Raw genomic sequence first — 24029 nt, forward strand, 5'->3', positions numbered from 1 at the left:
GCCATGCAGAGCCTCACCCAATCTCCCACCGCCCCGGACTTTGTCCAGAACCCCTACCCGTTTTACGAACGCGCCCGCACCGCCGGCCCGTTCTTCTACTGGCAGGACTATGACCTGATCTGCACGCCAAACGCGGCGGCGGCCAGTGCCATCTTCCGCGACCGCCGCTTTGGCCGCGAGGCGCCACCGGAACTCGCCCGCCCCATCGCACCGCACACCGCGCCGTTCTATGCGGTCGAAGCGCATTCGATGCTGGAACTGGAGCCGCCCCGGCATACCCGCCTGCGCGGGCTTGTGCTGCGCGCCTTCACCTCGCGCCGGATCGCCAGCCTGCAGGGCGATGTTGAGAGCTTGAGCCACAGCCTGATCGACGCTTTGCCCGACGAGGGGCCGTTCGATCTGATCTCGAGCTTTGCCCAGCCGCTGCCCGTGATCATTATCGCACGCCTTCTGGGGGTGCCAGAAGACATGGCCGAGCAATTGCTGCGCTGGTCCAACGCGATGGTGGGCATGTATCAGGCCCGCCGCACCCACGCGATGGAAGTGGCAGCCAGCGATGCGGCGCGCGATTTTTCCGAGTTTCTGCGGAGCTATGTCGAACAGCGCCGCAAAACCCCCGCCGACGACCTGATCACCCAGTTGATTGCAGCCGAGGCTGATGGCGAGCGTCTGTCGACAGATGAATTGATCACCACCTGCATCCTGTTGCTGAATGCAGGTCACGAGGCGACGGTGCATACCATTGGCAATGGCGTCAAGACGCTGCTGGAAACAGGCACAGTCGCACAGGTGCTGTCACCCGATACAGTGCCGCGCGTGGTCGAGGAAATCCTGCGCTTTGATCCGGCCCTGCACATGTTCACCCGGACAGCCTATGAAACGGTCGAGGTGATGGGGCACCGGTTCGAGCGCGGCGATCAGGTGGGTCTGTTGCTTGGGGCAACCAACCGTGACCCGCAAGTCTGGGACCGCCCGGATCGGTTCCTTCCCGAGCGCCCCGACAAGCCAAATCTGACCTTCGGCGCGGGCCTGCACTTCTGTGTCGGCGCACCTCTGGCCCGGCTGGAGTTGCAGATCGCCCTGCCCATCCTGTTCCGACGCCTGCCCGGCCTGCATCTGGCTGCACCGCCGCGCTACGCCGATGTCTACCATTTCCATGGGCTAGAGCGGCTGATGCTTGCGCGCTGACCTTCAGAGTGAGGGCAGGCTGCCATCGCTGGAGCCTCCGGCGGGAGTATCTGGAATAGGAGCAGTCCAAAGGAAGACGCGCTGATCCCGCCGCCTCATAGCGGCAGGACGGTTGTGGATTTTATCTCTTCCATGCTGAGCAGGGCGGTGACGTTGTAGATTTTCACCTCCGAGATCAGCGCCTGATAGAACTGGTCATAGGCGCGGGCATTCTTCACGCGCACCTTCAGGATATAGTCGATATCCCCTGCGAGCCGATGCGCCTCCAGCACTTCCGGACGCTCGCGCAAGGTCTTGAGAAACCGGCGCTGCCATTCGGCCTCGTGTTCCGAGGTGCGGATCAGGACGAAGAAACAGGCCTCCAGCCCCAGTGCCTCGGCATCCAGAATGGCGGTTTGCCGGGTGATGACGCCCTGTTCACGCATGCGCCGGATACGGTTCCAGACCGGCGTCTTGGAAGAACCGACCTTGCGTGCAATCTCATCGAGCGACTGGCTCGCATCGATCTGCAATTCGCCAAGGATTTTCCGATCCAGTTCGTCCAGCTGGGCCGCCATTCGCCATTTCCCCCGTTTTGCAGAACCGCTGCCTATGAGGGACAGAGTATTGGAACAGGCTTCCTTATCTGCAAGGGGGCATGGTCAATTCGCGGGAAAATCTTCTATATAGACGCTGTAACGTGACAGGATTCCGCCATGACCCAGCTGCACCTGCCCCCTCAGCCTGCCGTCACCTTTGTCGGTGCCGGACCGGGTTCGGCCGAGCATCTGACGCTTGGCGCCCTGCGCGCGCTGCAAGAGGCCGAAGTGGTGATCCATGACCGCCTTGTGGGCGACGAGGTTCTGGCCCTGATCCCGCCGAATGCGCGGCGTATCGACGTCGGCAAGGAAGGCTTTGGCAAGTCCACCGCACAGTCCACGATCAACGCCACGCTGGTGGCGCAGGCCATGACGGGCGCGCGGGTCGTGCGGCTCAAGGGCGGTGACTGCGGCATTTTCGGGCGGCTCGACGAGGAAATGGATGCGCTGAGCGCGGCCGGCCTGTCGTTCCGCATCCTTCCCGGCCTGACCTCTGCCACCGTCGCTGCTGCCGCGATCGGGCAGAGCCTGACCAAGCGTGGCCGCAATGCGTCGCTGCGCATCGTGACCGGGCATGACATGGCAGGTTTTGCCGAGCAGGATTGGCGCGGTTTGGCCCGTCCGGGCGAGGTTGCCGCGATCTATATGGGCAAGAAATCCGCCCGTTTCATTCAAGGCAGGCTGATGATGCATGGCGCATCGGGCGCGACCGACATCACGATCGTCGAGAACGTCAGCCGCCCCGAGCAGCGCATCATCGGCACAAGCCTTGCCCTGTTGCCCGAGGCTGTCGCCACCTGTGACGGGCCCGCCGTCATCCTTTTCGGCCTTGCCCCGCGCGCGGCAAGCCTTTCCATCGCCCAGTTGAAAGAAGCCCAAAGATGAGCCGCCGTTTTACCCCGAAGGTCGTGACCGCCAATCGTTTGCGTGAAGGCGATGTGGTCTATCTGACCGCAGATGACGTATGGTCCCCCTTCCACCATGCCGCCGAACTGATCGAGGACGAGGCGCACGCACAGATGCGGCTGCTGCATGCGATGGCGCAAAAGCTGGAAGTGGTGGGGCCTTATCTGGCGGATGCCAAGCGCGGGCCGAATGGCCCCGAGCCTGTGCACTTCCGCGAGGCGTTCCGCACCCGCGGCCCGTCCAACTATGATCACGGCAAGCAAGCCGACTTCCCTGCCGATATGGGGGCCTGAGATGTATTCCTATTCCGATTTCGACGAATCCTTCGTGCGCGCCCGCGTCGCGCAGTTCACCCAGCAGGTTGAACGGCGGCTCGACGGGTCCCTGACCGAAGAAGAGTTCCGCCCCCTGCGGCTGATGAACGGACTTTATCTGCAGCTGCATGCCTACATGCTGCGCGTGGCGATCCCCTATGGCACCATCAGCCCCCGTCAGATGCGTCAGTTGGCGATGATCGCCGACACCTATGACAAGGGCTATGGCCATTTCACCACCCGCCAGAACATCCAGTTCAACTGGCCCAAGCTGCCGGATGTGCCTGCGATCCTGTCGGCTCTGGCCGATGTGGAGATGCACGCCATCCAGACCAGCGGCAATTGCGTGCGCAACGTGACGGCCGACCATTTCGCGGGCGCGGCCGCGGATGAGATCGAAGATCCCCGCCCCTATGCGGAATTGCTGCGGCAATGGTCGACCGACCACCCCGAGTTCCAGTTCCTGCCCCGCAAGTTCAAGATCGCCATCACTGGCGCGCCGAATGACCGTGCGGTGACGCGCGCGCATGACATCGGCCTGCGCATGGTGAAGAACGCGGCGGGCGAGCCGGGGTTCGAGGTGATGGTGGGCGGCGGTCTGGGCCGCACCCCGATGATCGCCCATACGGTTCGCGACTTCCTGCCCGTGGCCGATCTGCTGCCTTATGTCGAGGCAGTGCTGAGCGTCTACAACACGCTGGGACGGCGCGACAACAAATACAAGGCACGTATCAAGATCACCGTGCATGAGACCGGGAAAGAAGAAATTTCCCGCATGATCGAAGAGCGTTTTGCCGAATTGCGCCCGCTGTTTGGCGGCGCGGATCAGGCGCTCTTGGACGATATCCGCGTGGCCTTTGCCCCCCCCGCCTTCCGCAACGCTCCGGTGGATGCCTATGACGCCTTCTACAAGGCCGACCCGGTGTTCCGCTCCTGGGCCGACACCAACCTTGCCGCACATCGGAACGACCAATACGCCATCGTCACGATCAGCGTGAAAGCGCATGGCCAGACTCCGGGCGATGCCAGCAGCGACCAGATGCGGCTGATGGCCGATCTGGCAGAGCGCTATGGCCACGGCGATCTGCGCATCAGCCATGAACAGAACGTGATCCTGCCACATGTGCACAAGTCTGACCTGCCCGCCGTTCACGCGGCCTTGGCGCAGGTTGGTTTGGCTACGGCCAATGTGGGGCTGATCTCTGACATCATCGCCTGCCCCGGCATGGATTATTGCGCTCTCGCCACCGCGCGCTCGATCCCGATTGCCACCCAGATTGCCGAACGGTTCAAGGCACTTGATCTCGAGCATGAGATCGGACCGCTGAAGATCAAGATCTCTGGCTGCATCAATGCCTGCGGGCATCACCATGTGGGCCATATCGGGATTTTGGGGCTCGACCGGGCGGGGGTCGAGAATTACCAGATCACTCTGGGCGGCGACGGCAGCGAAACCGCCGCGATCGGTGACAAGACAGGCCCCGGCTTTGCCTATGACGAGATCGTGCCAGCGGTCGAGCGGATCGTGCGCGCCTATCTGTCGGTGCGTGTCTCGCCGGAAGAGACTTTCCTGCAAACCTTCCGCCGTTTGGGAATGGAGCCGTTCAAGACAGCGCTCTACGAATCCGAAGGCGCTCAGGATGCCGCGTGATCTGCACTCCGGTCCGGTGGCCGAGCGTGTGGCGGCGCTGAACGCGCGCTACAAGCATCACTCGGCCACCGCCGTTCTGGAACACGCCCTGCGGGACGATGATCTGGGCAGCGTGGCGCTGGTTTCGTCTTTTGGCGCAGAATCGGTGGTGTTGCTGCATCTCGTTTCGGTGATCTCGCCGGAAACCCCGGTGCTGTTCATAGACACGCGGATGCTGTTTGCCGAAACGCTGGAGTATCAGCGCCAACTCGCGCAGACCCTGCACCTGTGCGATGTGCGCACCATCCGTGCCGCGCAGCCTCGCGTCGCCTTTGAAGACCCCGACGGCACCCTGCACCAGTTCAACACGGATGCCTGCTGTGCGGTGCGTAAGGTCGAGCCGCTGGAGCGCGCGTTGTCAGGCTTTGACGGCTGGATCACGGGGCGCAAGCGCTACCAGAGCAACACGCGCGGCACGGTGGAGTTCTTCGAGGCCGAGGGGGATACCCGGATCAAGGTCAACCCGCTCGCCCATTGGGGCCGCGAAGACCTTGAAGAATATATCGTCAACAACCGCCTGCCGCGCCACCCGCTTGTGGCGAAAGGCTATCCCTCCATCGGCTGCGCCCCCTGCACGAGCCCTGTGAAACCGGGTGAAGATCCACGCGCAGGCCGTTGGCGCGGAACGCAGAAAACCGAATGCGGAATCCATTTCATCGATGGCAAGCCCGTTCGCATTACAAAGGATACCGCCGCATGAGCGTGATCGTCACCGATACAGGCTTTACGCCCGCCACCCCCGTTGCCTCGGTCCCTCTGGCCGAGATTGACCGCCATAACGGTGTGCTCGATCTGGCGCATACCGATGATCCGGCCTTGGTGCAGCCGTATCTGGCGAGCCTGCGCCTCATCCGCATCTCCTTCCCCGCCTTCAACGATGGCCGCGCCTTCACCATCGCGCGCCGTCTGCGCATGTTCGGCTATTCGGGCGAATTGCGCGCGACGGGGCCGGTGATTGCCGATCAATATGCGATGGCGCGGCGCGTCGGCTTTGACTCGGTGGAAATCCCTGATGAGCTCGCCGCCCGCCAGCCTGCCGAGCAGTGGGTGTTCCGCGCCGACTGGCAGGCGCATGACTATCAGGCCCGTTTGCGCGCCTGACCCGCTGCCGCTTTCCTCTGATATGGATCAAAGCTAAAAGGAAGGGTCCGGGATATCCCCGGACATATATCTCATGACCGAAGTGACCCTGATGACCGATGCCGCCGCGCCCGCTCCGACCGCCAAACCGCACCTGCCCGATGCAGCCCGCGTGACCTCAGTCACCCATTGGACGGACCGGCTGTTTTCCTTCCGCGTCGAGCGCCCGCGCAGCCTGCGGTTCCGTTCGGGCGAGTTCGTGATGATCGGGCTTCTGGGTGACAATGGCAAACCGCTCTTGCGCGCCTATTCCATCGCATCGCCCGCCTGGGATGAAGAACTGGAGTTCTACTCGATCAAGGTTCCCGATGGCCCGCTGACCAGCCGTTTGCAGCACATCAAGGTCGGCGACGAGATCATCCTGCGCCCCAAGCCGGTGGGCACGCTGGTGCATGACGCTCTGCTGCCGGGCAAGCGGCTGTGGTTCCTTGCCACCGGCACCGGGCTTGCGCCCTTCGCCTCGCTGATGCGCGAGCCCGAGACATATGAAAAATACGATCAGGTCATCATGATGCACACCTGCCGCGAGGTTGCCGAACTCGAATATGGCCGCCAGCTTGTGGAAAGCCTCAAGGATGACCCGCTGATCGGCGAATTGGTCGGCGACAAACTGCTTTACTACCCCACAACCACGCGTGAGGCGTTCCCCCGCATGGGCCGCGTCACCGACAATCTGTCGTCGGGCAAGGTCTTTGCCGATCTGGGACTGCCCCCGATGAACCGCGATGAAGACCGCGCAATGGTCTGCGGCAGCCTCGCCTTCAACATTGATGTCAAGAAAATCCTCGAAGGCTTCGGCCTGACCGAAGGGGCCAATTCCGATCCGCAGCAGTTCGTGGTCGAAAAAGCCTTTGTTGGCGACGGGATCTGAACCAATCTGCCCAAACAAAAAGGCCGCGCAAATCGCGCGGCCTTTTCCATTTTGAACCTCAGGATCAGAGCCCGAGCGCGGCCTTGACCTGAGCGATCACACCGTCGAGCAGCGCCGGGTTGGACGCAGCCGAGTCGACAGCCGATTTCAGCGTGGTCTTGGTGGTGGCATCCAGCGTGGATGCGTCGATCAGGGCCTTGACCGCGTCAGCATTGAAATTGGCCGGATCAAGTGCAGCGGCCCCTGCGGTTGCAGCACTCGCAGCAGCTTCGCTTGCGGCGTCCGCAGCAGATTCCGCCGCTTCGCTGGCGGCATTGGCAGCCTCTGCGCCTGCGTCGGTCGCAGCATCGGCAGCCTCTTGCACTGCGTCGGCAGCAGCCGCAGCAGCGCCTTGTGCAGCCTGGGCGGCCTCGGCGGCAGCAGCTTCGGCGGCAGCCGCCGCTTCTTCGGCAGCCGCAGTCGCAGCGGCCTGTTCAGCCGCAAGCGCGGCAGCCGCTTCTTCGGCGGCGGCGGCAGCAGCCGCCTCGGCTTCCGCAGCGGCCGCAGCCGCCGCTTCTTCAGCGGCCCGAGCTTCCGCAGCCGCAGCCGCAGCAGCCTCTTCGGCCGCGCGCTGCGCCGGCACATAGCTGAACTGGTAATACCCACCAGCTGCCAGCAGAACAACGATCGCCCCGATGATGACGCTCTTGTTGACGCCCGAGCCCTTTGCGGTCTCAACCTTGTTGCTGTCTTTGTTTTCCATATTCAGTCTCCCATTCCCGGGTGTCCCGCCCGGTTCTGGCGCCCATATGGCATTTGACATCCCGGATGAAAAGACCTTGCGCTGCAATGCAGCATGAGATCAGCCCCCCAAGGCCCCGCTTTCCGAGAAAAACCGCACGTTTGCACGCCGCGCGGATGATGAATGGCATTGAACACAAAGCCGGGGAAGTTTATCTTCTCCGCGCTTGAGCAAACCACAAAAGGACGCACACCATAGCCCGCAGACCCCACAACGCCCCGCCGCAACGTGACACCGGCCCGCGCATCAACGACCGGATCCGCAGCCCGGAAATCCGCCTGATCGGTGCGGACGGCGAAAACGTCGGCGTCGTGACGCCGGCCCGTGCCTTGGCCATGGCGGAAGAGGCCGGACTCGATCTGGTCGAGATCAGCCCGAATGCCGAACCTCCGGTCTGCAAGATCATGGATTTCGGCAAGTTCAAGTATGAGACGCAAAAGCGCGAAGCCGAAGCGCGCAAAAAGCAGCACATCATCGAGATCAAGGAAATCAAGTTCCGTCCCGGCACCGACACGCATGACTATGATGTCAAGATGCGCTCGGTCCTGAAGTTTCTCGGCGAAGGCGACAAGGTAAAGGTGACCTTGCGTTTCCGTGGCCGTGAAATGGCGCACCAGGAACTGGGGCTGGAATTGCTCAACCGCGTGGCCGCCGACGTCGCACAGGCCGAAGCCGGCAAGGTGGAATCCTTCCCGCGCCTTGAAGGGCGCCAAATGGTGATGATGATCGGCCCGAAGTGAGGGGCAGAGTTTTCGCAGAAAATTCGTGCGTGGCACATGTTGCGCACTTTCACGACAGGGGGCCGCTTTGGCCCCCTTTCCATTAACCGCCCCGCCCTTCGCGCGGCTGTGGCCGGATCGGAATTTCCTTCAAAAGTCCGCCCACCCCCATGGCGGCGATGTCGTCATCATGAAGCGGCAATCCGCAGGCCAGCCGCTCCAGCACCCAGTCCGCGCCGTTCAGCGCGGGGCTGCGCGCACAGCCCGGCAAGCCGATCACCGGCCGCGCGCCCAGGCTGCCGTAAAACAACAGGTTTCCGGGGTCCACCGGCATGCCAAATCGTGCCACCACCCCGCCTGCGAGGCGCAGCCCCTCGGGCGCGGTATCCAGCAGATCAGACGTGGCCGATCCTGTCAGGACCAGAACCATCGCGCCGCGCGCCGCCCGAAGCGCCGCTGCAATCGCAGCCTCGTCATGCGGCACCGTCAGGCATTCGGCCAACCGCATGCCAAGGGCGTGCAACCGCGCCTCTACCGAGGCGCGTGCCTTGCTGGCCAGCTTGTCCGGCAGGCCCGCCACCTCTGTCAGGATCAGACTGGCATCTTCGTGCAGCACCGGCCGCACCCGAATTGCCCCGCGCGCCAGATCACAGGCCCGGGACAGGTCTTCCGCACCCACCGCATAGCTGATGATCTTGACCGTGCCGACCAGCATTCCGGCTTCGACCCGCGCATATGGCACCAGCGTTGCCAGCGTGATCGAAGGATCGATCCGGTTCAACGCATGGACGGCAGCCACATCCATCTCGACCACACCCGGCCCCACTGCATTCAGGTTGACCCGTCCGGTGAATGCGGGCGTCAGGCGCAGACCGGCCGCTGTAGGGTCCGGCACCAGCGCCTCGGCAAGCCGCGTCGCGGCGCTGTCCTCGTCCACATCCCCCGCCTCCAGCCGCGCCACCATCACCTGTGCCACACCTGCGGCCCGCAGATAGGCGATCTCGGCGGGGCCAAGCACCACGCCCTTGCGAAGGCGCGCCGCCATCCCCGGCTCCAGCTCCGCGCCCGGCACGGAATGGGCCAGAATCGCACCTTCGGCGTGATCGAGCGGCACCCGGGCAAAAATCATGCCCCCCTCCGCAGGCATTGGGTGATCTGCGCCAGAACCGACAAGGCAATCTCGGCGGGCGTCTTCGCGCCGATATCCAGCCCGACGGGGGCGTGGATACGCGCCAGCGCCTCCTCGGCCACACCCGCCGCGCGCAGACGCGCCAGCCGCTTGGCATGCGTGCGGGTCGAACCAAGGCAGCCAAGGTAAAAACACGGGCTGTCCAATGCCGCCATGATCGCGGGATCGTCAAGCTTGCTATCATGGGTCAGCGTCACCACGGCGGTGCGCGCATCGGGAGCGAGCGCGGCCATCGCCTCGTCGGGCCACGCCTCTGAAATCTCTTCGCCCGGAAAACGCTCGGCACTGCCAAAAGCGGCCCTCGGATCAATCAGGCTGGGCGCATAGCCACAACTGCGCGCCATCACCAGCAACGGCTGAGCAATATGGACCGCCCCCACAACGATCAGGCGCAGCGGCGGATTATGCACGGCAATAAATCGCCCATCCGCTTCGACCCCGGATTTGTCCGAACGCAGACGGACATCGACTGCGGGGTCTTCGCCCGGTTCGATCAGACGACGCTCCCATGACTCCAGCGAAATCGCATAGCCCCGCGCCTGCCGCGTGGCCCGCGCCGCGACAAGCGCGGCCAGCAGCGAAGGCGCAAGGCGCGCAGCCCCCTCGCCCACGGGTTCAACCAGAACTCGGATGGTGCCGCCGCAGGCTAGACCGACCGCAAAGGCGCTGTCATCGCTGACGCCATAGGTCAGCAGCCTTGGCTGGCCATCCTCCATGGCCTCCATCGCCTCATTCACCACAGCGCCCTCGACACAGCCGCCCGAGACCGACCCCATGATCTGGCCAAGGCCGGAAATCGCCAGTTGGCTGCCTGCCTGACGCGGCGCGCTTCCCCAGGTTTCCACAACCGTTGCCAAGGCCGCGCCGATGCCGCTGCGATGCCAGTCCAGCGCGATTTCGGGAATCCGGTCGTGGTCGGCTATGCTCATCTCATCCTCGCTGTCCGGCTCTTGCATGCCGATCAGGGCGAGTATGGGTCAGCAAAGCGCGCCTCGCCACTGCCAAAAGGTGTCATCCACCCTACATCCCCGCGCCGCCATGAAAAAGCGCCGCAGGATGTGCTCCTGCGGCGCTGTCTGTCTTGGCACTGGCGCGATCAGCGCAGTGCGGCCGTGCTCATCAAAGGCGTGATGACGCGGATCACAGCACGGCGGTTGCGGCGCTCGTCTGCCTGCGTAGGAATGCGCAACTCGCTCTCTCCATAGCCCTGCACCACCATATTCTCTGGAGGGATCCCATAATACTCGGTCAGGGCAAGCGCGACCGATTCGGCCCGCCGGTCAGAAAGGGTAAGGTTGTAGGACGCTGAACCAACCGCATCGGTATGGCCTTCGATCAGGAACACCTCGCCGGGGTTGTCGAGCAAGATGTCGTTCATGATCCTGCCAATCGACGCCAGCTTGCGCGCCTCGGACGGACGGATGACTGCCGAGCCGGTGTCGAAGGTGATGTTGTCCACATCAATCGTCGCCGCCAATGCGCGCACCTGCGGTATCTCGCGGATCTGGCGCAGGCTGAAGGTGCGGCCCAAGGCACGGGCCTCTTCACGCGCCAAGGCCGCCTTGAGCGCCGCGTTGGAGTCATTGGTGGAAATCGTCACGCGATCGGCACGCGGGGCCGGAAGGGTCGTCACGTCGATACGTTCCTCCCGCACCAGATCATTGATCAGCACCACTTCATTGCCGCGCGCGTCATAGGTTGCACGGCGCAGAACACGGCCCGATGCGTCGCGGATGGTCACCACCTGCGTGCCATCTGCGCGGTCCACCGTCGAGCGGGTCGAGCCATCGCTGAAGGTCTCGGTGCGCACGGTGGCACCCGGACGGCGGAGCAGGGTGTCATCGTCCTTGTAAACCACGAAGTTGCCTTGCGGATCACGCACGACGACACGGTCGCCGGTGTTTTCAACCACCTCGCGCCCGTCGCTCAGCACCTTGCCGACCACCAGGGCCCCCAAGGCGAGCAGCCCGACCTTTTCAAGGTTGGACAGGCCAGAGCGGCGGTTTTCGCCCACGGCCGTTGGAGCGGCGGTGAACTCTTCGGAGGAAGAGCGGGTGTTTTCCTCGGTCACCGTGGTGACAGTCACGGTTTCAGGCTCGGGCTGCGGGGCGGGGGTGGTGGCGCCCTCGGCGGTGCCCTCGGGTGCGGTCTCCTGAATCAGGCCCAAGGCTGCAGCGGCGGCTGCGACGCCGCCCAGCACCTCTGCCGCATCGCCTTCGGTTTCTGCGGCGGGCGGGGCGGTGAGCAGTTGCAGGAGCGTCTGGTTTTCCTCCTCGCTCACCACAGGTACGTCCACCGGCTCCTCCGGCGCGGCTTCGGCAGCAGGCTCAGCGACTGCTTCCGGCGCGGGTTCGGCCACTGTGTCGGTGACGGGCGCCTCGCCGGTCGGCTCGCTCGTCGGGGCGGCTTCCCCTTCGGCCTCCGGCTCCGCCGTAATTCCGACGGTTGCATCGGCCTCGGGTGTCTCGGCGGCTTCTTCCGTCAGCGGTGCGGGTTCGGCCTCCGCGGCGGGTTCGGCAACTTCCGGCTCTGCGGTCTCCGGCTCTGCGGAGACCTCGGCTTCAACCTCGGCTTCCGCAGCTGCTGCCGCCTCTGCCTCGGCGGCTTCGCGTGCCACGCGCGACGCCTCTTCTTCGGCAGCGGCCTCTGCGGCGGCCTGTTCGGCGGCGGCAGCTTCGGCAGCAGCGGCGGCTTCGGCTTCGGCAGCCTCTGCGGCAAGGCGCGCGGCCTCTGCCGCTTCTTCCTCAGCAGCAGCCGTTTGCTCGGCAGCAGCCGCTGCGGCAGCTTCTGCCTCGGCCTCGGCAGCGGCTTCGGCGGCGCGCGCTGCCTCGGCGGCCACATCGGCGGCGACGGCAGCCTCGGCTGCAGCGCGCGCGGCCTCTTCCGCGGCAGCGGCCTCGGCCTTCAATTGCGCCTCGTTCCCGTCAAGCACCTGCTGTGCAATCTCCTCAGGGTCGCAGTCTTGCCCGGCCAGAACGGAGCACAGAACCGAGCCATCGGCTGCAAGCACAGAACCATCCTCGGCGATGGTCAGGTCCAGATCGGCACTTTGCGCCATCAAGGGCCAAGGCGTGATCGGGGTCAGGGCAAGCGACAATACGGTTGTCGTGGTAAGCAGGCGTTTCATGATCTTCCTTTCGCATGGCACCAGCCAAAGCCGCAGCAGCGACTCGGGCCGCCGTTAAGCATGGCAGGACCCTAGGGCGCGGGGCTTTGCTATGCGATAACAAGCGCCGATCAGGACCACTTACAGCTCAACTCACGCCCCTTAACGCGCAATGCCGCTGTCAGGTTCCCGAGATAAGGCGCAAGAGGCGCTGCTTTTCGCCGCCATCCCCCGGGTTGGAAATCGCATCGGCCAAAGCTTCAAGCGAGGCAACCGAATGTCCGGCGCGGAATGCGTCGCAATGCGGCAGCATCGCCCGTATGCCTTGCGCCTTGGGGGCAAAACCATCCCATCGCAGCAGCGGGTTAAGCCATATCAGCCGACGACAGGACAGATGCAGCCGCTCCATTTGCCAGGCGAGCGCACCGCTGTCATCCCTGTCAAGCCCGTCGGTGATCAGCAGAACCACCGCGCCCTGCCCCAGCACGCGGCGCGACCAATCCCGGTTGAACGCCGCGAGCGAAGCCCCGATCCGCGTGCCCCCCGACCAATCCTGCGCCTCGGCCCCTGCTGCCCGCAACGCGGCATCCACATCGCGGTTCTTCAGATGGCGCGTGATGTTGGTCAGTTGCGTGCCGAAGGTAAAGGCATGCACCCGCGACCAGCCCTGCCCCTGTCGGTTCGCCACCGCATGAACAAAATGCAGGATGATGCGGGAATACTGGCTCATAGATCCGGAAATATCGCACAGGACCACGAGATTGGGCCAGCGCAGGCGCGGGGCCTTCATCGCAAGCCGAGTGATCTCGCCCCCCTGCCGCAAGGACCCGCGCAGACTGCGCCGCAGGTCAACCTGCTTGCCCGCGGCAAAAACACGGCTGCGGCGGGTGACCAGAGGGCGAACCGGCAGGCTGAGGCGCGCCAGCATGCGCTTTGCCTGTTCCATCTCCTCGACCGACATCTGCTCGAAATCGAGCGTGCGAAGCCGCTCCTCATGGCTCATGGTCGCACTGGCATCGATCTCGATCTCGGCGTCTTCGTCCGGCGCTTCCTCGCGGCTCGGCAGATCGCGCTCGGCTCCGTCTAGCAGAGCTTGCGCCGCCCGTTTCTCTGCCGCATCCGCCAGCCTTTCCTCTTGCAGCCCATGGACCGAGGGAATCAGCAGGCTCATCATATGGTCTAGATACTTGGGGTCCCGCCAGAACAGGCGAAACACCTGTTCATAAATCACGCGTTCTTCGGGGCGGCCGACAAAGCAGGCGTGCAAGGTCCAGTAAAAATCCGCCCGCTCGGAAAACCCCGCGACCTCCACCGCGCGAATGGCATCAAGAACGCGCCCAGGACCGATGGGCAGGCCCGCTTTGCGCAGCGCCCGCGCGAAATGGGTGATGTTATGCGCAAGCTTGCCATCTTCGGGAATCTCAAGCGGAGCATAGACGGCCATTCTTGCACCGGCAGGGTCACCCCGACCGCCCCTCTTTTACTATGACCAGACAGGATGACAGGCCGGCAGGCAAGGTCATGCCGACGTCAACTCCGCGCGGACTGTCTCCAGCAAACGCTTTGCCTCTGATCCCTGAATCTTCTGGATGTCGTCCTGATACTTCAGGATCGCGCCAAGCGTATCGGCGATGACCTCTGGCGAGAGAGAGATCACATCGAGTGCGAGCAGGCATTTGGCCCAGTCGATTGTTTCCGCTACCCCGGGGCGCTTGAACAGGTCTTCGCGCCGCAGGCGCTGCACGAAGGCAACGATCTCGCGGCTCAGCGCCTCTTGCGCCTCGGGCGCGCGCGCCTGCAATATCTGGAGTTCCCGACCGAAAGCGGGATAATCCACCCAATGATAAAGACACCGCCGCTTGAGCGCGTCATGCACCTCGCGCGTGCGGTTCGATGTCAGGATAACGATGGGCGGCTCGGGCGCGCGGATAGTGCCCAGTTCGGGGATCGTCACCTGTGCCTCTGACAGGGCCTCCAGCAAGAACGCCTCGAACGGCTCGTCCGTACGGTCGATCTCGTCGATCAACAAGACGGGCGCGCCGCCCGGCTGCGGTCGCATGGCCGCAAGCAGCGGACGTTCGATCAGAAAATCCTCGGTAAACAGATCCGCCCGCGACGTCGCGTTTCCAGAGGTTTCCGCCGCGCGGATCGCGACCATCTGGGCGGCGAAATTCCATTCCGCAACGGCAGAGGCGGCATCAAGCCCTTCATAACACTGTAGCCGTATCAGCCGCCGTCCCAAGGCATGCGCGAGTGTCTTGGCAATCTCTGTCTTGCCTACCCCCGCTTCGCCCTCCAGAAACAGCGGGCGCCCCAACTTCAGCGACAGGAAGACCACCGTGGCAAGGGCGCGGCTGGCCACATAGCCCTGATCGGCCAGCAAGGTTTCGGTTGCATCAATCGTTGCCGGAACGAGTGTCACGCAGCATTCTCCCTTTGCTCTGCCCATGCTTGGTCGCAAGGCGTGGCGGGGTCAACCCGGCACGCACGCTCCTACGACCAAGGCACTAGCCCTGCCAGTTTGCACCTATTCCAAACACTCCCGCGCGCAGCGCATGCCGGCGCCGCGATCAAAGGGCTTGCATCCCCTGCCGGATAAAGCGGTTGTCCCCCCGCACCAGAACCCAGCGCCCCAGTTTGCGCGCAAGCCCCGGCCGCCCCCTGTCAAGCGCGCGCTTGAAAAGCTCGCGCTGGTAACGCGGGAAGGTCTTGCGCGCGCGCAAGGTCCGGTAAAACTCGGCCTCGGTCAGGGTGCCGTTAAGGGCTGCCAGCGTGATCGGGGCAAGGATCCCCATCTGTTGCAGGCTGGAGCCGAGCCGATGCCCCAAAAGGGGCGCGCGCAGTTTGACGACATTGCTGGCCTCAAACCGGTCGGCATGGCCGCTGTCGAGCGGCTCATACGGATCATAAAGCAGGAACACCCGTCCCGCCGCCTGGCTGGATTGGCTCGCATCGGCATAGGGGCCGGTCCAGTCGCGCGCCCAAGCGGTATGATAGCGCGTCTCCCACGGCACCAACCCGCGATTCAGCGTGGATTGCGGCGAGATTGCCACGACATCTGCACCCGGACAGGCCGCCACGAAGGCGCAGGCCGCATAGCCCCCCATCGAGGCGCCATAGAACACAACACGTTTGAAGCGCTGGAAAAACCCGCTGGCACGCAGATCATCGAACTGCTGCCACACCCAAGGGTCCCGATACCATGTCCAGCCATTGGCCATCACCCCCAGCATGGACCAGCCTTGCTTTTCGATGAAGGAGAACCCCCAAGGGCGGCGGTCCTCGCGCTTGCCCATCGCGATGTCGAGGTTGTCGAAAGTCACCACCAGAGTGTCAGAACGCTGGATGAACAGCAGAGAATGATCGGGGCTTTCGCGGAAGAAACCCTCTTTTCCGGCAAGCGCCGTGGCGATCTCGGTCCAACTGCCCTCGGCGGCAGGCTTTGCCGCCACTTGCGGGCCGGCGCGGAAGAGCGCGCGGGTGATCGTGGTGCCATCCACGTCGCGGCTCGTGATGGTCTCGCAACTGCCATAGGCGTTGAGCAAAGGATAGCTGCCCGAACCCTTGCGGATATCCGTGATCATCCGGCTGCCGTGATGAAGTGTTTTATCAAGAATGCCAGACAAAGGTTTGACTTTGTTCACATCTCCAAAGCCGGACAGGTTGGCAAGCATATCGACAGGGCGCAGGGCCGTGGCGGCGGCGATGCGGGTGATCTTGCCCTCGGGAACCCCGTGCGAGGTCAGATAGCCGACATAGGGCGCGACCCAGGGCGAAGGTGTTTGCGGCCATTGCCCCTTGTGATCCATGTCGATCAACTGGATGTCACATTCCCATTTGTGCCACGCGGCAAGCGCCAAGGTCTGCGCATTCCCGCCCAGATCGGCAAAGACCTGAACCTGCGGCAGGTCGATGCGGTCTACCAGACCGCCATCAAACACATGTTTGCCCCGGCCTTTGATCGGTGCGGTCTCTGGTGTTATGTCGTGCTGTTTCAAAAGCTTGTCGAGGTAACTTCCCACGGGTGGCACCCCGTGATGGCGCAAGCCCAGTTCGCGCTTGTTTGACGCCCACAGATGCAGCGCCGTGGTGTTTTGGCCGATCATCGCTTCGGCCACCGCTGCGGGACGTAAAAACTTCAGCCGGTCAGGGAAAGTGACGGGATAGAACGCCTCCAGCGGCTGCACCTGATCTGCAAGGCCCAGCGCATGGGTAAAATGGGTCACCATCATCGGCCCCCACACGCCCCAAGGTTGCTGGCTGACATGGACTGGCTGGCCCTTGGCCGCTGCTGCCCGATATTCGTCTTGCAGCCTGTCCTTCACGAAAGGCGGGATGGCATGAAGATCAGAGGTATAATCCAGCATCGCCCGCAGCAGCGCGCCCTCGGCGGGCAGCCCGAGAACCGCATTGTTGACCCTGTGGCCCCCCGGCAGTTCGAACCCCAGCACGTGATCGCTGTCATAGCGCATCGGCCGGAGGCAATAGACATCGGTATCGACCCAGATCATCCCGGGATTGCGGGCAATCATGTGAAGCCGGAACAGATCGGCAAACAGGGCGAAACTGTCTTTCTTTTCATACTTCAGGAATTTGTCCGTCTCCAGCACCTCGCGCCCGTCTCGGCGGATGACGCCATCCGGCACATTGGGGATCGGCTCGTAGGAAAACAGCGTGATTTGCTGGCCCCGGTCGACGAAAGATTTGAGACAGAGTTGCTCCATCCATGACAAGCTGCCGCCGATCCACAGCGTGCCGACTTCCCTGACCCTGACCATGCCTGCAACAACCCCTGACGGACCAATCACTGTTGGCCATAGTGAAACAGTCTGGCGAAATTGCGGCGCTTTGCCAAGGGAATGGAGCGAAATGGCAGGGGTTTGCTTTGCTGCGATGCTGCACCCGTGCTATGCGTTTCGCAACGGCGGCACCAGACCGCGGCGGGACAGGATGATCGGGCATGGCGGGCAGCCCAAAACCGGCTGGCACAGGGGTTTTACACCGCAGTCTGGCGGCGCGTGAACTTGGTCATGACGGGCTGACACGGTTGCTTGACTGCGTCGAGTTGCAAGACGGACGTGTGCTCAGCACGTTTGGCAACGGCACACTGCCGTCTGCTTTCGCGCCTGACGGGGCAGATGGCTGCGCAACGCCGCTGGAGCTGCGCGAGATATCAGGCGCCACGCTGCTGGTGACCCGCGGAAAGGGGCCGCTTGCTCTGGCCAATGGGAGCCGCCTCCAAGTCAGCCCCTCACCTGCCGAGCCGGACCTTTTTGCTGGCCTCAATACCATCTTTGGCTTTCGGCTGGATGAATCTGCGGCGCAGGTGGCCGAAGGGCTGATCTATCACGCACGGCACCACCGTTTGCAGGCCGCGTTGATCGTCAGCCGCACCGAGGACGGGGCCGCCTTTGCCAAGGCCTTGCGCAAGGCGCTTGCCGGCGTGACGCTCACGGTGGTGGTGCTCGATTGTCCGCTGCCTTTGGGCAAGCCCGATGAAGGGGCCGCGAACCACCCGTGGCATGCGCCCGATGCGCCGGGAAAAGACCGGATGGAGCCTCCGCCCCACGATGCATGGCGCTCGACCCTGGCAGAACAGATCCTGTTCGAGTCGCTCAAATGGAGATTCCTGTCGCAGGCACGTGCGGTGCTGACCCTTGACGTCACCGATATTCTGGCCCCCGAGACCCCCAACGCCTTTGATCTCTGCCTCGAGGCGCGGCATGGCGTGATCTTGCTTGCGGGGCGGCGCATCTATCCGTGGCGTGTGCGCCCCAAGGGCGAGGCGGGATTTGGCGATCACATCTGCCGCCAATTCGACGCGCGCCGCGGAATTGCCCGTTGGGGCGTGGCGCCGGCAAAGGCGGGGCTTGAAAACACATGGCGCATGGTGCGTGTGGCCTATGCCAAGCCTGACGCGACACAGGCCGTGCCCTTTTACCGCGCGATGTCAATCCGCGTGCCAGGGCAACAGGCAGGGGCTTTGGCGCCTAAGACCTCGCTGGTCGAGGACCCGGCGCTCGTTGCGCTGGCCGAGCAGTATTTCAACCACAAGCCCGTGCGCGCGCCCACTTCCAGCCCCCGCACGGCACCGCGCGCGGCGGCGGACGCAGGGCGCACGGCGATTGTCACCACGATGAAGAATGAAGGCCCCTTCATCTTGGAATGGATCGCCTATCATCGCGCGATCGGGGTCGATGACTTCCTGATCTACACCAATGACTGCACCGACGGCACCGACACGATGCTGGAGATGCTGCAAGCCAAGGGTCTGGTGCAGCATCGGCCCAACCCTTGGGTGCCGGGCGGCGCGCTGAAGCCGCAACACGCAGCCTTGCAGGCGGCAGAATCCGAGCCCGTCATGCGCGATTGCGGCTGGGGCATCTGCATGGATGTGGATGAGTTCATCAACATCAAGATCGGGGATGGCACCCTGCGCGCCCTCTACGACGCAATGGGCGAGGCGAATATGATCAGCCTGACGTGGCGGTTGGTCGGTAATTCCGATGTCGACGCCTACGAGGACCGCTTCTTGCTGGAGCAGTTCTGCGACTGCGCGCCCGAAGTGATCCGCAAGCCGCATCAGGCATGGGGCTTCAAGACGCTGTTTCGAAACATCGACATCTACAAGAAACTGGGCGTGCATCGGCCCAAAGGACTCAAGCCCGATCTTTGGGATCAGGTGAAATGGCTGAACGGGTCCGGAAGAACGATGCCGAAGGAATTGTTCCGCAATGGCTGGCGGTCGACCCTGGAGACCTATGGCTATGACTGGGTGCAGTTGAACCATTACGCCGTGCGCTCGGCGGAAAGCTTCCTCGTCAAACGCGACCGAGGAAGGGTCAATCATGTCGACCGCGATCAGGGTCTGAACTACTGGTTCCGGATGAACCACAACGCCGACCGGGACACCTCCATCCAGCGGATGATCCCTGCCCTGCGCGCCGAATATGATCGCCTCTTGGCCGACCCGGACATCCGCGCCGCGCATGACCATTCGGTGGCCTGCCACCGCGCCAAGATCGCCGAGTTGATGCAGACGGAGAATTACCGGACCTTCTACGGCGAATTGACGGGAGAGCGGATGAAGGCACTGTGCCGGATGCAGCATCATTTCGGCTCGGCGGTGTTTTCGGCTGGCCCCGGCGTGATTCCACCCGATCTGCACAAACGGCCCCTGGCACCGGATTTCTTCTTCACGGTCGAACACAGCGGCGAGGCAGAACATTGATGGCACGGATGTTCGGCGAAAGCTCGGCCCGCCCTGCTTACCCGGGTGCCCTTGCGAAACCGGATCGGCTGTCGTTCAGCCTTGCGGGCCGGCGCCGATCTTTCGCCGAAAGATCGTGATGGGGGGCTTTACCGTCATCACGACGATGAAGAACGAAGGCGCGTTTCTTCTGGAATGGGTCGCGCATCACAAGGCGCTTGGCTTCGATCATATCCTGATCTGCACCAATGACTGCACCGACCACACCCGCCGCATGGCCTTGCGTCTGCAAACGCTCGGGCTGGCCACGCATCATCCGACAAAGCCTTGGGCGGCCACCTCGATCCAGCGGTCGGCACTCAAACAGGCAACCCGCTACGATGTGGTGCGGCAGGCCGACTGGATCTGGGTCTGTGATGCCGATGAATTCCTGACCATCAAGATCGGCGACGGCAGCGTGCGGGCTCTGGCCGGCGCCGCATCGGAGCAAACCGAGGTCATTCCGGTGCCGTGGCGCATTTTCGGACCCGATAGCCGGATTGACTATGAGGACAGGCCGGTAACAAGCCAGTTCCTGCGCGCCGAAGCGTCGGGCGGACAAGGCTTTGCCTATGCCAAGTCGCTGTTCCGCGGGCTTGAGAATGTGGGGCGCGTGGGCATCCATGCCCCCGTGGCGCGGGCCGATCTGGGGCGCGATCTGCGCCGCGAAGAGCCGGGCGGGCGACCTTGGCGCCCTCAACCGCATCCGATGTTCGTGGCCGCCGACCATAGCGTCGCACAGGTCAACCACTACGCATTGCGCAGCGCCGAGAGCTTTCTTGTCAAGCGCGACAGGGGGCGGGTCAATCATGTGGGGCAAGAGATGGGGCTGGAATACTGGCATCGCTTCAACCTCGCCCAGACGCCCTGCGAGGCCATCCGCCGCTATGACGCGGCTGTAGCCGATTGGATCGTCCGGCTGATGGCGGATGCGGATCTGGCTTTCATGCACCGCAAATCGGTGGCATGGCACCGGGCGCGCATCGCGGCCCTGAAGTCCGATCCGGGCAATGCAGCGCTGTGGTCGGCGATCACCGGTGGCTGACGCCGCAGCTTTGGGCTGATCCAAGCCGATCAATCTGCCGGAAACAGTTTGTCGCCTTTTGCGGCCTTGCCTCAAAACTGCCATGATCCGATGTTAGCCGATCAGAACGGCCCCGTTCTTGCGCGCGCAGGGTCCGTCTCAGGAAGGGAGATACCAGATGCCGGAAACGCTTTCCCCGTCCAAAACGGCGGATGCGGCCGCTCAGGCGGCACCCGATGCATCTGTAGCGCAGCCGGGCGCCGAAGCAGCCGATACGCGTGCAGGCTGGCTCGCCCTCATGGATCAGATCGGGGAAGACGCGGGCTATTTCGAGCCGCTCGGAGCGCGTCATTGGGCGTTCTTCATCGATGAATCTCCCACCCTGCTGGTCAGCTTTGAACGCGCCGAGGATATCGAAGCGCGGCCAGGCCAGATGCCACTTGGCCATGACATCGCAAAGGAAAAGGGCTGGTCACACCTGTGCCTGATCGCAGACGGCGAGACATGGTATCGTGACGCGCGCGTTTACGGTTACTTCGACCGTCTGGTCGACGATGCCTTTTTTGAGGATTTCGACACTGTCCTGTTCATGGGTTCAGGCGTGCAGGCCTACGCGGCGGCGGCCTTTTCCGTGGCCGCGCCGGGATGCACCGTGATTGCCATGAGCCCGCGCGCCACGCTGAATCCGGCGATTGCGGGCTGGGACAAGCGGGCCATCAAGGCGCGCAAGCTGGATTTCACCAGCCGCTATGGCTACGCCCCCGACATGACCGATGGCGCGGGTCGCGTGTTCATCTTGCACGATCCCGATGTCACCGAAGACGCGATGCATGCCTCGCTGTTCCGGGGCCGCCATGTCACCCATCTGCGCTGCCCCCGTCTGGGCGGGCGGCTGGATTGGTCGCTTGCGCATATGAATATCATCACGCCCCTCGTGCAATCAGCGGTGGCAGGCACACTGAACGCGCCACAGTTTGCGAAAATCTGGCGCGCGCGCCGGAATTTCGGCCCCTATCTGCGGGTTTTGCTCACACAGGCGCAAGCCCGTGGCCGGACCGGACTGGAAAAGATGATTTGCCAGAACGTCACATCCCGCCTGAATGCGCCGAGGTTCCGCAAGAGACTTGCCGATATTCTGGCCGCCGAGGTGGAGGCTTCGCTCAAGGACTAGGCTCGCAGCCCAGCGCAGGGCGAGACATCGCTCCGTGCCCGACTTAGCCTTCGGGTCCCTCGGCCAGTGACCACAAATCCTCTGCGCGCTGTTCTGTCAGGCGTAACCTGCATCCCAGCACCAACAGCGGCTCTGCCGAACCGCCACGCATGAGAAAGCCTTCTGCCGCGCAAGCCTTGTCGCGATAGGAAATCCATGCCCGCTGGGCGTCGCGCAACGCAAGCTCTGCGCCGGAAAGGCCGGGCGGCAGATCGGTATCGAGATCACGCATCGCCCCGCGCGCTTCGGCATAGGCAGCGTTCAGATCCTTATCGGCGGCTTCCAGTTCAAGCGCAGCACAACGGTTCATCGCCTGTTGGGTCATGGCATTGTCGCAATCAAGCCCCTGAGCCTGTGCGGCCCCCGCACCGAAGATCAAGACCGCCAGCGCCAGCCGCAACATCTGTGCCATCCTTGTCCGGCCAAACGGGGTCAATTGGCGAAAACCGTGACTTCAGGCAAAGCGGTCAACGACAGACCAAGCGCCACGAAGGCCGGCAGGGAAAGTTGCGCGGCCCCCTGCCCCGGCAGAAGATCAACCGCCACGGACTGCCCTGATGCCGTCACAACGCGTCCCTTGCCCGGGGCGCTCACCAATGCCGAGCGCAGCCAGATGCCGGGCTCTGCCGGGCTGCCAAGGCTGACCGAGACCTTGCCGAGCTGCCGCTCGCCACTGGCAGCGGGCGCGGCAAGTGCTGCCTGCTTTTGCGCCTCGCTCGTGGTGTCGAGCGCTGCAGCCGTGCGCCCTGCCCCGAGCACGGGCGCCGGGGCAATCGCGACCGGCACCGATTCTGCCGTGGCCCGACCAGAGGCGGGCGCGGACGCGGCATCGCCGGATTTCATTCGATCCAGAACCGCGCAGCCGGAGGTGACGGTCAGGACAAGACTCAGAAGGATGAAATTACGCATGACAGGAACGATAGTGCGCCGCCACATCGCCTGCAATGGCGCGATGTTCACTTGCCAGCCGATGGGCGGAACCTTACCTTCGGGGTATGAATGACGCAGCCCCCCTGATTGACCCCTTCGCACGCGCAATTTCCTATTTGCGCGTCTCCGTCACAGATCGCTGTGATTTCCGCTGTGTCTATTGCATGGCCGAGAACATGACCTTTCTTCCAAAGGCAGACCTTCTCACGCTGGAAGAACTGGACCGCATGTGCTCGGCCTTCGTGCGCATGGGGGTAGAGAAACTGCGCATCACGGGCGGAGAGCCGCTGGTGCGCAAAGGCATCATGTCCTTTTTCCGCGCCATGACGCGGCACCTGCAGTCAGGCGCGCTCAAGGAACTGACCCTGACCACGAACGGCAGCCAACTGGTCAAATACGCAGGCGAGTTGGCCGAGTGCGGGGTCCGGCGCATAAACGTCTCGCTCGATACGCTGGATGCGCAGAAATTCGCCCAGATCACCCGCTGGGGCCGCTTGCCACAGGTGCTTGACGGGATCGCAGCCGCACAGGCAGCAGGGCTGCGGGTGAAGATCAACGCGGTGGCGCTCAAGGGCTTCAACGAGGACGAACAGTTCAGCCTGACCGAATGGTGCGCCCGCGAAGGCCATGACCTGACATGGATCGAGGTCATGCCGATGGGCGATCTGGGCAACGAGGACCGGCTGGACCAATACTGGTCACTGCGCGATCTGCGTGCGCGCTATGGAGAACGCTACACGCTCACCGATCTGGCCGAGCGGTCGGGCGGCCCCGCCCGCTATGTGCGTCTGGAAGAGACGGGGCAAAAGATCGGCTTCATCACGCCGCTGACCCATAATTTCTGCGAAAGCTGCAACCGCGTGCGGCTGACCTGCACGGGCGAATTGTATATGTGCCTTGGGCAGGAAGACATGGCCGATCTGCGCGCGCCCCTGCGGGCGAGCGCAAACGATGACGTGCTGGAAGCCGCAATCCGCGCCGCCATCGCCCGCAAGCCAAAGGGCCATGACTTTGATTACACGCGCACCGGCATTGCCGGCCAGATGAGCCGCCACATGAGCCATACGGGCGGCTGATCCATCAGGCGTGACCGCTGGTCGCACGGTCTTTCCGCCTGCCACCTTCGTCCCACAT

At 63.6% G+C, this 24029-nt stretch carries 22 protein-coding genes; 12 read left to right on the plus strand and 10 right to left on the minus strand.

Going from position 1 to position 24029, the window contains the following annotated elements:
* Positions 1-3 precede the first annotated feature (3 nt).
* On the plus strand, positions 4-1188 hold the full coding sequence (locus G3572_RS03920; protein WP_164609343.1) for a cytochrome P450: 1185 nt from the start codon (positions 4-6) through the stop codon (positions 1186-1188).
* 95 nt (positions 1189-1283) lie between these two features.
* Here G3572_RS03920 and G3572_RS03925 read toward each other — a convergent pair whose 3' ends face one another.
* Complete coding sequence (locus tag G3572_RS03925; RefSeq protein ID WP_164609344.1) at positions 1284-1745, minus strand: Lrp/AsnC family transcriptional regulator; 462 nt, start codon at positions 1743-1745, stop codon at positions 1284-1286.
* Positions 1746-1883: 138 nt separating this feature from the next.
* Between G3572_RS03925 and cobA the strand changes: the two genes are divergently transcribed.
* From cobA to G3572_RS03955, 6 genes are all read left to right on the plus strand, one after another.
* On the plus strand, positions 1884-2651 hold the full coding sequence (gene cobA, locus G3572_RS03930; protein ID WP_164609345.1) for a uroporphyrinogen-III C-methyltransferase: 768 nt from the start codon (positions 1884-1886) through the stop codon (positions 2649-2651).
* On the plus strand, positions 2648-2965 hold the full coding sequence (locus G3572_RS03935) for a DUF2849 domain-containing protein (protein ID WP_164609346.1): 318 nt from the start codon (positions 2648-2650) through the stop codon (positions 2963-2965). Before cobA ends, G3572_RS03935 begins: the two co-directional genes overlap by 4 nt.
* Before the next feature lies 1 nt (position 2966).
* Positions 2967-4637 carry a nitrite/sulfite reductase gene (locus tag G3572_RS03940; protein ID WP_164609347.1) on the plus strand — a complete coding sequence of 557 codons (1671 nt, stop codon included), beginning with the start codon at positions 2967-2969 and terminating at the stop codon, positions 4635-4637.
* A complete protein-coding gene (locus G3572_RS03945; protein ID WP_164609348.1) occupies positions 4627-5376 on the plus strand; it encodes a phosphoadenylyl-sulfate reductase in 750 nt (249 codons plus the stop codon). The genes G3572_RS03940 and G3572_RS03945 overlap by 11 nt, the downstream gene beginning before the upstream one ends.
* The gene (locus G3572_RS03950) at positions 5373-5777 is read left to right on the plus strand and encodes a DUF934 domain-containing protein (protein WP_164609349.1); all 405 of its coding nucleotides are present in this window, start codon (positions 5373-5375) and stop codon (positions 5775-5777) included. Before G3572_RS03945 ends, G3572_RS03950 begins: the two co-directional genes overlap by 4 nt.
* A gap of 73 nt (positions 5778-5850) precedes the next feature.
* A complete protein-coding gene (locus tag G3572_RS03955; RefSeq protein WP_164609350.1) occupies positions 5851-6687 on the plus strand; it encodes a ferredoxin--NADP reductase in 837 nt (278 codons plus the stop codon).
* 64 nt (positions 6688-6751) lie between these two features.
* Here the strand turns inward: G3572_RS03955 and G3572_RS03960 are convergent, their stop codons facing one another.
* A complete protein-coding gene (locus G3572_RS03960; RefSeq protein WP_164609351.1) occupies positions 6752-7429 on the minus strand; it encodes a hypothetical protein in 678 nt (225 codons plus the stop codon).
* 320 nt (positions 7430-7749) lie between these two features.
* Between G3572_RS03960 and infC the strand changes: the two genes are divergently transcribed.
* Positions 7750-8208: a translation initiation factor IF-3 gene (gene infC, locus G3572_RS03965; RefSeq protein WP_435530957.1), complete on the plus strand. Its 459-nt coding sequence runs from the start codon at positions 7750-7752 to the stop codon at positions 8206-8208.
* An 82-nt stretch (positions 8209-8290) separates the two neighbouring features.
* Here the strand turns inward: infC and G3572_RS03970 are convergent, their stop codons facing one another.
* From G3572_RS03970 to G3572_RS03995, 6 genes are all read right to left on the minus strand, one after another.
* Positions 8291-9316: a molybdopterin-binding protein gene (locus tag G3572_RS03970; RefSeq protein ID WP_164609352.1), complete on the minus strand. Its 1026-nt coding sequence runs from the start codon at positions 9314-9316 to the stop codon at positions 8291-8293.
* Positions 9313-10299 (minus strand): XdhC family protein, encoded by a 987-nt coding sequence (locus G3572_RS03975; RefSeq protein ID WP_354003996.1) that lies wholly within the window; start codon positions 10297-10299, stop codon positions 9313-9315. The genes G3572_RS03970 and G3572_RS03975 overlap by 4 nt, the downstream gene beginning before the upstream one ends.
* Before the next feature lie 173 nt (positions 10300-10472).
* Entirely contained in the window at positions 10473-12503 is a 2031-nt protein-coding gene (locus G3572_RS03980; RefSeq protein WP_164609354.1) for an OmpA family protein, read from the minus strand.
* A gap of 160 nt (positions 12504-12663) precedes the next feature.
* A complete protein-coding gene (locus tag G3572_RS03985) occupies positions 12664-13926 on the minus strand; it encodes a vWA domain-containing protein (protein ID WP_164609355.1) in 1263 nt (420 codons plus the stop codon).
* Positions 13927-14001: 75 nt separating this feature from the next.
* Entirely contained in the window at positions 14002-14904 is a 903-nt protein-coding gene (locus G3572_RS03990; protein WP_354003983.1) for an AAA family ATPase, read from the minus strand.
* A 148-nt stretch (positions 14905-15052) separates the two neighbouring features.
* A complete protein-coding gene (locus tag G3572_RS03995; RefSeq protein ID WP_164609357.1) occupies positions 15053-17260 on the minus strand; it encodes a glycosyltransferase family 32 protein in 2208 nt (735 codons plus the stop codon).
* A 182-nt stretch (positions 17261-17442) separates the two neighbouring features.
* On the opposite strand from G3572_RS03995, the gene G3572_RS04000 reads away from it, so the two are divergent.
* The 3 genes from G3572_RS04000 to G3572_RS04010 all read left to right on the plus strand — a co-directional run bounded on the left by G3572_RS04000 (position 17443) and on the right by G3572_RS04010 (position 21926).
* Entirely contained in the window at positions 17443-19713 is a 2271-nt protein-coding gene (locus tag G3572_RS04000; protein ID WP_164609358.1) for a glycosyltransferase family 2 protein, read from the plus strand.
* A 118-nt stretch (positions 19714-19831) separates the two neighbouring features.
* Positions 19832-20776, plus strand: a complete 945-nt coding sequence (locus G3572_RS04005; protein ID WP_164609359.1) for a glycosyltransferase family 2 protein — start codon at positions 19832-19834, stop codon at positions 20774-20776.
* 157 nt (positions 20777-20933) lie between these two features.
* Positions 20934-21926, plus strand: a complete 993-nt coding sequence (locus tag G3572_RS04010) for a phosphoadenosine phosphosulfate reductase (protein WP_205518455.1) — start codon at positions 20934-20936, stop codon at positions 21924-21926.
* Positions 21927-21969: 43 nt separating this feature from the next.
* Here G3572_RS04010 and G3572_RS04015 read toward each other — a convergent pair whose 3' ends face one another.
* Together G3572_RS04015 and G3572_RS04020 are read right to left on the minus strand one after the other, a co-directional pair.
* On the minus strand, positions 21970-22368 hold the full coding sequence (locus G3572_RS04015; RefSeq protein WP_240335391.1) for a lysozyme inhibitor LprI family protein: 399 nt from the start codon (positions 22366-22368) through the stop codon (positions 21970-21972).
* Positions 22369-22397: 29 nt separating this feature from the next.
* Positions 22398-22874 (minus strand): hypothetical protein, encoded by a 477-nt coding sequence (locus tag G3572_RS04020; RefSeq protein WP_164609361.1) that lies wholly within the window; start codon positions 22872-22874, stop codon positions 22398-22400.
* 86 nt (positions 22875-22960) lie between these two features.
* Here G3572_RS04020 and moaA point away from each other — a divergent pair, with 86 nt between their 5' ends.
* Positions 22961-23971: a GTP 3',8-cyclase MoaA gene (moaA, locus tag G3572_RS04025; RefSeq protein WP_164609362.1), complete on the plus strand. Its 1011-nt coding sequence runs from the start codon at positions 22961-22963 to the stop codon at positions 23969-23971.
* Positions 23972-24029: the final 58 nt, after the last annotated feature.

This window comes from Pseudotabrizicola algicola (assembly GCF_010915705.1).
GTDB classification, from domain to species: Bacteria; Pseudomonadota; Alphaproteobacteria; order Rhodobacterales; family Rhodobacteraceae; genus Pseudotabrizicola; species Pseudotabrizicola algicola.